Here is an 11,982-nt window from a genome sequence, read left to right as displayed (position 1 = left end):
AAAGAGCCACGATCGCACGGGGTCAAAATAATTGGCATTGACAATGTGCACGCTGTTGAGTTCTCAAGGACCAGACGCACCCACCAATCAGCCCGACAAACACCGGACCTCAACAGAGGGGCTGGAAGTTCGCTGCCCGGACGAGACTCGGAAGCAAGCCAACCGGCCGTTCCGTTCTCCGCCTCAGCGGCAACGAGTGATTACTTTACGCAGAGGTGAACAGCAGCGCCAACAGCGGTCGCATCCCGGGCGTGTCGCCCCGATGCGGCTCGGGACGGACCGGCACCGGGAACGACGAGAGGCACGGTGCGGAACCGCACCGTGCCTCCAGGCCGTGACCCGACCAGCCGTCTACTCGGCCGCAGCCAACTGGCCGCAGGCGCCGTCGATCTCCTTGCCGCGGGTGTCGCGGAGGGTCGTCGGGATGCCGGCTGCGTTGAGTCGGCGGACGAACTCGTCCTGCACGTGCGGCTCGGACGAGGTCCAGACCGAACCGGGCGTCGGGTTGAGCGGGATCGGGTTGACGTGCACCCAGCCCTTGCCGCGGGCGTTGAGCTTCTCGGCGAGCAGGTCGGCACGCCAGGCGTGGTCGTTCATGTCCTTGATGAGGGCGTACTCGATCGAGACCCGTCGGCCCGTCTTGGCGTAGTACTCGTACGCCGCGTCGATCGCCTCGTCGGCCTTCCACCGGGAGTTGACCGGGATGAGCTCGTCGCGGAGTTCGTCGTCGGGGGCGTGCAGCGACAGCGCGAAGGTCACGGGGATGTTCTCGTCCGCGAGCTTCTTGATCGCGGGCACGAGGCCGACGGTCGAGACCGTGATGCCACGGGCGCTCATCCCGAGGCCGTTCGGCTGCGGCGCGACCATGGTCCGCACGGCGTCCATCACGCGCTTGTAGTTCGCGAGCGGCTCCCCCATGCCCATGAACACGATGTTCGTCACGCGCTCGGCGTCGACGCGGTCCTGGCCGCCCTTGCGCGGGTCGCCCCCGAGCTCCCCCGCGGCGATGGCCGCGTTCGCCCGGACGATCTGCTCGATGATCTCGGCCGTCGACATGTTGCGGGTGAGCCCCGCCTGCCCGGTCGCGCAGAACGGGCAGTTCATCCCGCAGCCGGCCTGGGACGAGACGCAGAGCGTGATGCGGCCCGGGTACCGCATGAGCACCGACTCGACCAGGGCGCCGTCGTGCAGCTTCCAGAGGAACTTGATCGTGTCGCCCTTGTCCGTCGCGAGACGCCGGGTCTCGGTGAGGAGGGGCGGCAGCATCCCCGCGACGAGTTCGTCGCGCTGCGCTGCCGGCAGGTCGGTCATCGTCGCCGGGTCGGACGAGTAGTGCGTGAAGTAGTGCGTCGAGAGCTGCTTCGCGCGGAAGCCCGGCAGGCCGAGCTCCTTCACCCGCTCGACGCGCTCCTCCACCGTCAGATCGGCGAGGTGCACAGGCGGCTTGCCCCGCTTCGGCGACGCGAACTGCAGGAGGGGACGGCCCTCGGAGTCCTGCGCCTGGGTCCAGCCCTCGGTGCGCGGGCGCACCTGCGGACGAGCGGAGCGCTGCTCTTCGAACGGGGTGCGGGTCTCGGCGGCCATCACTCCAGCTTACGGGAGGAGCGCAACCCGTCGGGAACGGGTCACTCCCCTGCGCTCACTCCCCCGCGGGCAGCAGCCGGGCGAAGTGGTGGGCGTTCGGGTACACCGGCACGATGTCGACCGGGTCGCCCGGGTGCGGGGCCTGCAGCACGACGCCGTCGCCGAGGTAGATGCCCACGTGGTCCTCGTTGTCGAAGACCACGAGGTCACCGGGCTGGGCCTCGGACTCGGGGATCGTCGTCGCCACGGCGTCCTGCGACGGGACGTAGTGCACGAGCGGGATGCCGACCGCGGCGTAGGCGACCATCGTCAGGCCGGAGCAGTCGATGCCGGAGTGGCTCGCGCCGCCCTCGACGTACGGGTCGCCCATGTACTGCAGCGCCGTCGAGACGATCGTCGCGCGCTTGCCGCCGGCGGAGAGGACCTTCGAGATCGCGTCCTCGGCCTGCTGGGTGGTGACCCCGTACTTCGTCACGATCGTCGGGTAGGACACGATCGTCGTCGTGGTGGTCATGCCGTCGGTCTGCACGACGGGGACCTCGACGTCGCGGGCGACCGTGTAGGACTGGTTCGCCTCGTGCCCGAACGCGGCCTGGTCGCTGTGGGACGTGGACGTGGCCGAGCGGTCGGCGCCGGTCATCGGGTCGGCGTTCGCGGGGAGGGTCAGCGTCAGGCTCGAGGTGACCGCGAGGGCCGGTGCCAGCAGCAGGGCGGCACGCTTGGCGTTCGCCGCGCGGCGGACGTGCCGCGGGTCGGCGGCACGCTCGGCGCGCAGGGCGGCCGACCGGGAGAGCACCACCGCGCCGGCGACGGCGGTCGAGGCCACTGGGCGGGGCGCGGTGCGGGCGAGACGTCGGACGGCCGGGGCGGCGACCGGGAGCGGGGCGTCGACGGTGCGCGCCACACGGGCCTGGTCGACCGCGGGGCCCAGGGCCGAAACGGCCGGCGCCTGCGCCGAGACGGCGAGCGCCGAGACGGCGGGCGTCTGGACCGAGACGGCCGCGGCGACCGGCGACGGGGCCGAGCGGCGACCGCGCGGACGACGCAGCGTCGGCGGCAGGTCGGCCGGGGTCTCGGGGGTCGTGGCGACGCGCTGCGGGCGCGCCGGCTCGGTGCCGTCGGGGGCTGCGGGCAGGGCGTGACGTCCCATGGTTCCTTCCGGGTCGAGCGAGCGATCCGGTTGTGTAACGTATTGGTCACGAACCTGGGTCCGCCTGGGCAGCGCCTGCCGGTTCCTGCGGTTCGTCACAGTCTCGGGCCTCCGGCCCAGTCCACACTGAGGACCCGGGGGACGATCCGCCACCGCGTGTCCCCGTTCCGTCCCCCGGGAGCACGGGCCGTCAGCGTGCCAGGTGCTCCGCGACGCGCTGCTGCACGGCGACCGAGTCGGCGTGGTCCCAGAGCGCGAAGTGCGTCCCGCCCGGGAGCGTCACGAGCTCGGCACCCGGTACCTCGGCGAGCGCTCGACGGCTGTGCGACGGGTCGACGTCGGTGTCCGCGTCGCCGTGCAGGAGCAGCGTCGGCGTGCGCACGGCGCCGAGGTCGAGCCGCTCCAGCGAACCGAGGACCCGGACGTCGTTCTCCCACCCGGCTCGGTGTGCCCCGGCGGCGTTGCCGCTCGTGGCCAGGTCGAGCACGGTGGTGCGGCGGACCGGGTCGTGCAGGACGTCCCGCACGTGTGCCCGCAGCGCCGTGCCCCGGAGGGAGCTCACGCCCGCGACGACGGTGCCGACGACCGCGCGCGGGACGACGTGCCCTGCGATCGCGGCGAGCGCGCCGCCGATTCGGGTCCGCGCGACGAACCACTCCGCCGGCGACGCGTGCGGCGGCACCCAGTGTCCGGAGAGGCCCGCCGTCACGACGAGGGCGCTGACCCGGTCGGGGTGCCGGGCGGCGAAGTGGTACGCCGACGGGCCGCCGCCGGACCAGGCGAGCACCGCGGTGCGGTCGACGCCCAGGTCGTCCAGGAGCGCGGCGTACCGGTCGGCCTCGTCGTCGAGGGACGCGTGCCCGGGGACGATCGGGGTCCCGGCGTACCCGGGGCGGGCGACCGCGACGACCCGGAAGCGGTCGGACGGCAGGAACCGCGCCATCGCTTCCGCCCCCTCCAGGCTGCCGGGGGTGCCGTGCAGGACGAGGACCGGTGCGCCCGTGCCGCGCACGGTGTTCGCGACACGGGCGGTGCCGGTCGCGGGGGCTGATCCGGTCTGCATCCCTCGACGGTACCCACGCGACCAGTGGACGGACCGGGGTGCGCCGATGGACGCACCCCGAGCCTCCCGTCCGACCTGCGTGACCACGCAGGGTCGGTCAGCCGACGATGCGGACCGGACCGCCGGCGACCGCGATGCGGCGCCGCTGCCCGCGCAGCGTGTCGCCGGGGTGCTCGCCGTACCGACCGGCGTACGACCCGGAGAACCGACCCATGTGGCGGAAGCCGCACGAGAAGGCGAGGGCCGCGACGGAGGTCTCGCGGACGTCGGCGAGCTGGAGGGCGACGCGTGCCTTGCCGAGCCGGAGATCCCGGAGGAAGGCGGTCGGGGTGGTGCCCTCCTGGCGTTGGAAGGTCTCCTGCAGCGTGCGTACGCTGACGTCCGCGGCACCGGCGATGTCGGCGGCGGTGAGCGGGACGTCGAAGTGGGCGTACATGTGCGCCTTCGCGCGGTCGATCGCGTCGACCGGGACGTCCGGCTGCCCGCCGTCCGGTTCGGGACGGAACGCCGCGAGCACCGCCTCGGCCAACCGGAGGTCGAGGACCGCCCGGTCGCCGCCCACCACGGTGGTGTCGAGCATGGCGGGAGCCACCTCGCGCAGGGTGGTCTGCAGCGGTTCCAGGTGAGTGGAGGGCACGGAGGCGGGGAAGGCCAGCGGCACCGGGACGCGCGCGGTGCCGACGACGGCCACGGCCTCGAGGAAGTCCGCGTCGAAGTGGACGAGGTGCATCGTCCCCGGGGGTGCCGTGGTCGCGAAGGGCCGTCCGGCGGGGACCATCACGGGGACGCCGGGCCGGAGGGTCACGCCGTCCTCGCGGTCGGGGTCGATGACGACGCCGCCCTCGACCGACCACGCGAGGACGTACTGGCGCCCGGGCGCGAGCACACCGCTCCGTCGGGCGGTCACCGACGACGTCCGGAGGCTGACCCGGTCGTCACCCGTGGAGCGGTAGCGGAAGTGGAAGGGGCCGTCGGGGTCGATCACGACCTCGCGGGCGCCGTACACCTGCTCGAGGAGCTCGCGTGCGGCCTCAGGCTCGGTGCCGCTGCGGTGCACCTCGTGCACGGCGACCCGGCGGACGCTGACCGGTCCCTCCGAGACGGCCGTGCGGTCCGGGCGGAGAAGGGCCGGACGCAGCGGAGCCGCGCGCTCCGGGTCGGTGTGCGCCCGGTCCGGGCGCGCCGGGTCCGAGTGCTCCTGGTCCGGGCGCGCCGGGTCCGGGCGCGCCGGGTCCGGGTGCGCCGCCACGGTGCTCACGTCCGCTCCGTCCGGCCGCGGACACGCACCCGCGACAGATCGGCCAGCGACGGTGCCGTCGGCGGCTCGGGCAGTGCCCAACCGCGGCGCACCGCGCGGCGGAGGTGGCGGTAGGTGGTGATGTGGACCGGCTCGACGCGCTGGTCCGACTCGTACTCCGACATCGACGTGCTCCCTGCATCACGCGTCGCACGCGTCGCCCCGGTCGGCCTGTGCCACGGGCCGCCGACACGGTGTGGACGCTCTCGGACTGTCGTGGTCGGCACGTTACGCGGACAGCGGTCCGTCCACGTGGAGCCGGTTGCCAGTCCGCGCATGCCGGACGTTCCGGGCGGGACTGGGCGCCCGGCGCATTGTTCGCATAGAATGCAAACATGTTGATCACCGTCGACCCGTCTGCGCGCACCACGCTCGCGGACCAGATCGCCGCACAGCTGCGGCTCGCGATCGCGCGGGGCGACCTGCGGACCGGCGAGCGCCTGCCGCCGGCGCGGGACCTCGCGGCATCGGTCGACGTCAACGTGCACACGGTGCTCCGCGCCTACGCGCGCCTGCAGGAGGACGGGCTCATCGAGCTCCGTCGCGGCCGCGGCGCCACCGTGATCCGCTCGGGGCACGCCTCGTTCGACCAGCTGCGGTCGCTCGTCGCGGAGCTCCGGAACCAGGCGGAGACCCTCGGGGTCCCGCTCGACGACCTGCTCACGATGATCAAGGGGGAACGATGACGACACGACCGATCGACCGAGGGGCACGCACGGCGGTGGTGGTCCCGGGGGCTGCGTTGTTCGCCGGGCTCGTGGTGGCCGCCGCGGTGCTCGGGCCGACGCTGCCCGCACGGATCGCGCAGCACTTCGGTGGCGACGGACAGCCCGATGGGTACGGCTCTCCGTGGCCGTTCTTCTGGGTGGCGGCCGCGGTCGCCGCCGCGGCCGTCGGCTCGTCGCTGTGGGCGCTCCGCGCGCGGGACCGACGGACCGCGGGACTCGTCGTGCTCGTCGGGAACCTGCTCACCGGGATCCTCGTCGTGACCTGGATCTGGCTGGCCGCGATCGCCCAGGACCCCGAGCCGACGTTCTCCGGGTGGTCGACGTTGCCCGGGCTGGTGGTCGGTGGCGTCGCCGGAGTCGTGCCGCTCGTCGTGCTGCGGCGCACCGCTTCGCCGATCGAGCGTGGGAGTGCGGAACCACTCCGTGTCGGTCCGGACGCCCGGGTCGCGTGGCGGGGCCGCACCGGCAGCGCGGTCTTCGGGGTGATCGGTGTGCTCGTGCTCGCGACGGGCACCACCGTCGCGGTGCTGCTCGGCCTGCGCGGCGAGATCGGCGGGGCGGTCACGACGGCGGTGGTCGCGGTGGTCGCCGGCGCGTCGACGCTCGTGCTCGCCCGGGTCGAGGTGACGGTCGACCGTCGGGGGCTGCGTGTGGTGTCCGCGCTGACGCGCGTCCCGCTCATGCGCGTGCCGCTCGAGCGGATCGACACCTGCGGGTGGGAGCAGGTCTCCCCCGGGCAGTGGGGCGGCTGGGGGTACCGGATCAGCGGGCGCGGGGTCGCGTACGTCGCACGCTCGGGTCCGGGACTGGTCGTCGAGACGACGGGCGGGTCGGCTCGGCTCGGCTCGTGACGGTGGACGGCGCGGACCGCGCGGCGGCCGCGCTCGGCACCCTGCTGGCGGCGCGGGCGGCCTGACGGGCCCAAGTCGCGTCCGGCGGACCGGACGGACGACGGACGGGAGGCGCGGGGCGGGCTGGCGCCGTGCCTCCCGTCCGGTGGTGGGCCGGGCCGGGCTGCCCGGGCACGCCTGTTGCCGGGTCGGCAACGGCGCTTGCGCCGGACGGGCGCGACGGGGTGCACTGGGCGGATGGACGAACACGACGCACGCGCCTGGTGGGAGGCGCGGTACGCCGGCAGCGACGGGATCTGGTCCGGTCGGGTGAACGCCGTGCTCGCCACGGTGGCCGCGGACCTGCCGGTGGGGCGGGCGCTGGACCTGGGGTGCGGCGAGGGCGGCGACGTGGTCTGGCTGGCGGAGCAGGGATGGACGGCGACCGGTGTCGATCTGTCGGCCACGGCGGTCGCGCGCGCCGGACGAGCGGCGGCAGCCGCCGGTGTGGCCGGACGGACGACGTTCGTCGCGGCGGACCTGGCCGCGTGGGCACCCGAGGACGACGAGCGGTACGACCTGGTGACGGCGTCGTTCCTGCAGTCGTGGCCGGTCGAGATCCCGCGGGCGGCGATCCTCCGCCGCGCAGCCGGGTTCGTGGCAGTGGGCGGGCACCTGCTCGTCACGGCGCACGCCGCGCCGCCGCACCGGGACCTGCCCGAGGAGATGCGGGCGTACCGGTTCCCGACGCCGGAGGAGGACCTCGCGGCCGTGCTCGGCAGCGACGAGGCGTCGGCGGCCGACCCGGCGGCGGGCGGTCCGGCGGCGGGCGGTCCGGCGGCGGGCGGTCCGGCGGCTTGGGCCGTGCTGGCCGCGGAACGCCGACCGCGCATGACGACCACCGCCGACGGCACCACGCACGAGACCGCCGACAGCGTGGTCCTCGTCCGTCGCCGGGCGTAGCCTGCAGCGCGTGGAGCACGCCGCGGTCGACCGGGTCCTGCGCACGCTCGAGGTCGGCGGGACCACGGTCGCGACGCTCGTCGACGGCGGGGCGAGCCCGGTCGCGTGGAGCCCGCGGCCGTTCCTGCACCCGGTGCGGACCCTGTCGGAGACTGTGCTGACCGACGCGCGGCCGGACGACCACCCGTGGCACTGCGGTGTCGGGACGGCGGTGCCCGACGTCGACGGCGTGAACTGCTGGGGCGGTCCGACCTACGTGCGCGACGCCGGGTACGAGGAGCGCGACGACCACGGGCGGGCCGTCGCCACGGCAGTCTCGGACGGGGACGGGACGCTCACCCAGCGGCTCCGCTGGACCGGGCCGGACGGGGCGCTCGTGCTGCGGGAGACACGGACGCTCACCTGGGGCGCCTCGGACGGCGGTTGGGTGCTCGGCTGGACGTCGGCGTTCCGCGCGCCGGGGTCGTCGCCCGTCCGGCTCGGGAGTCCGGGGAGTCACGGCCGCGCGGGAGCCGGGTACGGGGGCTTCACGTGGCGGTTCGCGCCGTGTGACGACGTCGCCGTGCGGACGTCGACCGCCGTGGGCGAGGATGCCGTGCACGGGGCCGTCGCACCCTGGGTGGAGTGGACCGGGACGTTCGACGGGCGGCACGGGTCAGGGGCGCGTGCGTCGGTGCGGTTCGAGGCCCTGGGCCACGCGGACCCGTGGTTCGTGCGGGTCGCTGAGTACCCGGCGGTCGGGTCGGCGCTGGCGTGGGACGCTCCCGTCGTGGTGGAGCCCGACGCACCCCTGGTGCGGTCCTTCCGGGTGACGGTCCGCGACGAAGCGTGACGGTCCGCAGCAGCCGACCGGTGGTGGCCGTCAGGCGCCGGACTGCTGCACCGGGAGGGCGTCGCTCGTGGTGCGGAGGGACTCGCGACGGAGCTCGAGCTGCGTGACCGCCAGCGCCGCGAGGTCCCGGAGGTTCGCGAAGTCGGCCTCGGTCGCCTCGCGCGGGCGGGTGTCGAGCACGGCCAAGGTGCCGACCGCGGTGCCGTCGTGGCGCAGCAGCGGGACGCTCACGTAGAACCGGAGGCCGAGCGGCCCGGTGACGAGCGGGCTCTGGCGCATCTCCGGGTGTTCGGCACCATCGGGGATGACCACGGGCACCGGCACGGGGGCGAACCCGTTGCGGAAGGTGATGTTGCGCGCGGCCTCGTCGACACCCTCGGCGATCCAGGACTGCGTCCACTCTCGGTCGTCGTCGAGCACGTCGACGAGGGCGATCGGGGCGTCGAACAGGCGCGCGGCCATGGCGACGGTGCGCTGGAGGGACTCCTGAGGGAGCGAGTCGAGCGTCGCCGGGCGGGCGTCGGCGTGCGCGGGGGTCTGGGCCGGCGCCCGTGCCGGTGTCGGTGCTGCCGCGGTCGGTGGTTCGGGCTGCGCGGCCGCGGTCGGCTGCCCGGGCTGTGCGGCCGGGGTCGGCTGCCCGGGCTGCGCGGCCGCGGTCTCGGCGATGACGACGTCGCGGAGCATCGTGACGAGCTGGGCGCCGAGCGGCCGGGCCGTCGGGTCCTGCGCGGTCATCGCCCGGAGCACGTGCTTCCAGTGCTCGGGGAGCGGCTCGGGCACGACCGGGTCACGGGTCAGGCGCGCGATCGCGGACTCGACGAGCGAGCCGGGGAACTCCCGGCGCCGGGTGAAGCACTGCAGCAGCACGAGGCCGAGCGAGTACACGTCCGTCGCGGGGCCGACGTCACCGCCGCGGGCCTGCTCCGGGCTGAGGTAGGCGGCGGTCCCGGTCGTCACGCCGTCCGCGGTGAGCCGCTCGACCCCGGCGGCGAGGGCGATCCCGAAGTCGGTCAGGCGCGCACGGGCACGGTCGGAGCCGTTGCCGTAGTCGACGAGCAGGATGTTCGAGGGCTTGATGTCCCGGTGCACGACCCCGTGCGCGTGGATGTAGTCGAGCGCCTCGGCCATGTCGTAGCCGACCTCGGCGATGTGCTTCGGCGAGAGCGGGGCGACCTCGAGCCGTTCCTCGAGGTCCTGTCCGACGACGAGCGACATCACGAGGAACCGGCGCGGCCCGCTGCCGACGACGTCGACCACCCCGGCGTCGAGCAGCCCGACGAGGTTGTGGTGCTCGAGCGCCGCGAGGACACCGAGCTCGGCCTCCTGTCGGGCGAGGTCGACCGTGCCGGGGTTGAACAGCTTCACGGCGACGGGTCGGTGCAGCACCTCGTCGGTGGCGCCGTACACGACGGACATGCCGCCGCGGCCGATCACGTCGCCGAGGCGGTAGCGCCCGTCCAGGAGCGGCGCTGCGTCGTCGTGTCCCATGCGTTCCTCGTCGTCCTGTCGGTGGGCAACGATGCATCTTCGCATTCCGCCGCGCCGGGTGCTCGCGGAGCCGCGCTCGGTGGCCGGTCCACGCACCACTACCGTGGCCGGATGGACAACAGGGACGACGAGTGGGAGGCGCGGGTCGCCGCGCTCTGGGCCGACGAGACGGTGGACGACCGGGACCGCATCGACCGGATGCGCGAACTCGCGGCGACGGCCCCGCACCCGGCGCTGGCGGCGTTCGAGCTCGGCGGCGCGCACGACTCCGGCGGCGACGAGGCCGGCGCCCACGAGCACTACGCAGCCGCGACCGCCGCGGGCCTGGACACGGTGGACCCGGAGCGCGCCGCGCAGATGGTGGTGCAGCACGCGTCCACACTCCGGAACCTCGGCCGCGTCGATGAAGCCATCGCGATGCTCCGGGACGCCCCCGAGCACCCGGCGACCGGCGCGGCACCGCGGGTGTTCCTGGCGCTCGCGCTGCACAGCGCCGGACGGGTCGACGAGGCCCTGCGCGTGGTGATCGAGGCCGTCGAGCCGACGCTCCCCCGCTACCACCGGTCGGTGCGGGCCTACGCGGCGGCGCTCACCGAAGAGCACGCCCAGCACTGACCACCGTCAGCGGCGACTCCGCGGTCCGCACCCTGGGCTCCGCGGAATCGCACCCTGCGGTGCAACGTCGCACCCCGCGACAGCAGGGTGCGACGTCCGCGACGGGGTGCAGGTCCGTGCCGCCGGCGGTCGCGACGCGACCACGCAACGGACGGGAGGCACAGTGCCAGCTGGCACCGTGCCTCCCGTCGGTCTGGGCGCGCGCCCGTCAGTGCGACGCGGCCTTCTCGATCTTCTTGCGGAGCTTCGCGCGCTGCTTGCGCGCGTGCGGGTCGTTCCAGGCCTTGCGGATCGTCTCGGCGGTGCTCGTCTTCTTGACGACCGGACGGTTGGACCGGGACCCGATCCAGAAGCCGATCAGGACGATGGCTCCGATGACGATGATGCGGTTGCGCATGGTGGTCTCCTCTCGCGCGGGGTGGGTCAGCTCGTGATGCGGCGGCGGCCGCCGACGCGGACGATCAGGCCGGCGACGAGCGCGCCGACGATCGGGGCCACGATGAACACCCACAGCTGGGCGAGCGGCGTGGCCCCACCGTAGACCGCGGTCGCGATCGAACGTGCGGGGTTCACGGAGGTGTTGCTCACCGGGATGCTCACGAGGTGGATCAGGGTCAGGGTCAGACCGATGCCGATCGGGGCGAGGGCCTGGTACTCCTGCTTCGCGGTGATCGACAGGATGACCGCGGTGAAGACCCCGGTCAGGACGGCCTCGGTCAGGAAGACCGCGCCGAGGCCGTAGCCGCCCGGGCTCGCGCTGCCGAAGCCGTTCGAGGCGAAGCCGGCGTCGTGTGCGGCGGCGAAGGCACCGGCCTTGCCGGAGAGCACGACCGCGATGATGCTCGTCGCGGCGAGTCCGCCCACGACCTGCGACACGATGTAGCCCGGGACGTGCTTGACGTCGGTGCGTCCCGCGGCGAGGAGGCCGAGGGTGACGGCCGGGTTGAAGTGGCCGCCGGAGATGTGGCCGACGGCGGCGATGCCGGCGACGAGCGTCAGGCCGAACGCGAGCGCGACTCCGAGGAAGCCGACGCCGGACTGGTTGTCGGTGTCGCTCGGGAAGTTCGCCGCGAAGAGCGCGGTCCCGACGCCGCCGAGGACGAGCAGGAACGTGCCGAAGCACTCGGACAGGTAGCGGGCGAGCGGGCTCCAGGTCGCGGCGTCCTCGCGGCGCTGCTCCGAGGTCGACGCGCTGACCGCGCCTGGGGTGTTCTTCCGTGCCATGGGGTGCCTCCTTCTGCGGGCATGACGGATCACCGGACGGGTGTCCGGGCAGCACACGGCCGGGAGACGTCGGGCGTCTCCCGGCCGGTGGTGGAGCGGTGGTGGGGTCCGGCGTCCTAGTGGACGCGGGTGGTCTTGGCCAGTGCGGTTCTGGTGCCGCCGGTGAGGTGGACCAGGACCGGGAGTTGCTGGCCGAGGGTGGTGTCCA

13 protein-coding genes are annotated in these 11,982 nt (G+C 74.1%); 5 read left to right on the top strand and 8 right to left on the bottom strand.

Features of this window, described 5'->3' with window-relative positions; genetic code table 11:
• Nucleotides 1–351: 351 nt before the first annotated feature.
• From rlmN to DEU32_RS17340, 5 genes are all read right to left on the bottom strand, one after another.
• Nucleotides 352–1,584, bottom strand: a complete 1,233-nt coding sequence (gene rlmN / locus DEU32_RS16725) for a 23S rRNA (adenine(2503)-C(2))-methyltransferase RlmN (protein WP_114851541.1) — start codon at nucleotides 1,582–1,584, stop codon at nucleotides 352–354.
• A gap of 55 nt (nucleotides 1,585–1,639) precedes the next feature.
• Nucleotides 1,640–2,734, bottom strand: a complete 1,095-nt coding sequence (locus tag DEU32_RS17625) for a C40 family peptidase (RefSeq protein WP_258554909.1) — start codon at nucleotides 2,732–2,734, stop codon at nucleotides 1,640–1,642.
• 190 nt (nucleotides 2,735–2,924) lie between these two features.
• On the bottom strand, nucleotides 2,925–3,797 hold the full coding sequence (locus DEU32_RS16715) for an alpha/beta fold hydrolase (RefSeq protein WP_147281500.1): 873 nt from the start codon (nucleotides 3,795–3,797) through the stop codon (nucleotides 2,925–2,927).
• A 97-nt stretch (nucleotides 3,798–3,894) separates the two neighbouring features.
• On the bottom strand, nucleotides 3,895–5,055 hold the full coding sequence (locus DEU32_RS16710; protein ID WP_114851539.1) for a helix-turn-helix domain-containing protein: 1,161 nt from the start codon (nucleotides 5,053–5,055) through the stop codon (nucleotides 3,895–3,897).
• Nucleotides 5,052–5,219 carry a hypothetical protein gene (locus tag DEU32_RS17340; RefSeq protein ID WP_181819333.1) on the bottom strand — a complete coding sequence of 56 codons (168 nt, stop codon included), beginning with the start codon at nucleotides 5,217–5,219 and terminating at the stop codon, nucleotides 5,052–5,054. The genes DEU32_RS16710 and DEU32_RS17340 overlap by 4 nt, the downstream gene beginning before the upstream one ends.
• Nucleotides 5,220–5,429: 210 nt before the next feature.
• Between DEU32_RS17340 and DEU32_RS16705 the strand changes: the two genes are divergently transcribed.
• From DEU32_RS16705 to DEU32_RS16690, 4 genes are all read left to right on the top strand, one after another.
• Entirely contained in the window at nucleotides 5,430–5,780 is a 351-nt protein-coding gene (locus tag DEU32_RS16705) for a GntR family transcriptional regulator (protein ID WP_114851538.1), read from the top strand.
• A complete protein-coding gene (locus DEU32_RS16700) occupies nucleotides 5,777–6,673 on the top strand; it encodes a DUF1648 domain-containing protein (protein WP_258554908.1) in 897 nt (298 codons plus the stop codon). The genes DEU32_RS16705 and DEU32_RS16700 overlap by 4 nt, the downstream gene beginning before the upstream one ends.
• Before the next feature lie 237 nt (nucleotides 6,674–6,910).
• Nucleotides 6,911–7,615 (top strand): bifunctional 2-polyprenyl-6-hydroxyphenol methylase/3-demethylubiquinol 3-O-methyltransferase UbiG, encoded by a 705-nt coding sequence (locus tag DEU32_RS16695; RefSeq protein ID WP_114851537.1) that lies wholly within the window; start codon nucleotides 6,911–6,913, stop codon nucleotides 7,613–7,615.
• A gap of 10 nt (nucleotides 7,616–7,625) precedes the next feature.
• Nucleotides 7,626–8,447 (top strand): PmoA family protein, encoded by an 822-nt coding sequence (locus DEU32_RS16690; RefSeq protein ID WP_181819332.1) that lies wholly within the window; start codon nucleotides 7,626–7,628, stop codon nucleotides 8,445–8,447.
• 30 nt (nucleotides 8,448–8,477) lie between these two features.
• On the opposite strand, the gene DEU32_RS17335 is transcribed toward DEU32_RS16690, so the two are convergent.
• Nucleotides 8,478–9,935: a GAF domain-containing serine/threonine-protein kinase gene (locus DEU32_RS17335; protein WP_181819331.1), complete on the bottom strand. Its 1,458-nt coding sequence runs from the start codon at nucleotides 9,933–9,935 to the stop codon at nucleotides 8,478–8,480.
• Nucleotides 9,936–10,046: 111 nt separating this feature from the next.
• Between DEU32_RS17335 and DEU32_RS16680 the strand changes: the two genes are divergently transcribed.
• Nucleotides 10,047–10,550, top strand: a complete 504-nt coding sequence (locus DEU32_RS16680; protein ID WP_114851535.1) for a tetratricopeptide repeat protein — start codon at nucleotides 10,047–10,049, stop codon at nucleotides 10,548–10,550.
• 208 nt (nucleotides 10,551–10,758) lie between these two features.
• On the opposite strand, the gene DEU32_RS16675 is transcribed toward DEU32_RS16680, so the two are convergent.
• Nucleotides 10,759–10,947: a hypothetical protein gene (locus DEU32_RS16675; RefSeq protein WP_058743411.1), complete on the bottom strand. Its 189-nt coding sequence runs from the start codon at nucleotides 10,945–10,947 to the stop codon at nucleotides 10,759–10,761.
• Nucleotides 10,948–10,973: 26 nt separating this feature from the next.
• Entirely contained in the window at nucleotides 10,974–11,774 is an 801-nt protein-coding gene (gene aqpZ, locus DEU32_RS16670) for an aquaporin Z (RefSeq protein WP_114851534.1), read from the bottom strand.
• Nucleotides 11,775–11,982 lie beyond the last annotated feature (208 nt).

Origin of the sequence: Curtobacterium sp. AG1037, from assembly GCF_003349855.1 — a bacterium.
GTDB classification, from domain to species: domain Bacteria; phylum Actinomycetota; class Actinomycetes; order Actinomycetales; family Microbacteriaceae; genus Curtobacterium; species Curtobacterium citreum.
Note: the sequence above shows the minus strand (reverse complement) of the source record. Positions and strands in the feature narration are given on the sequence as shown.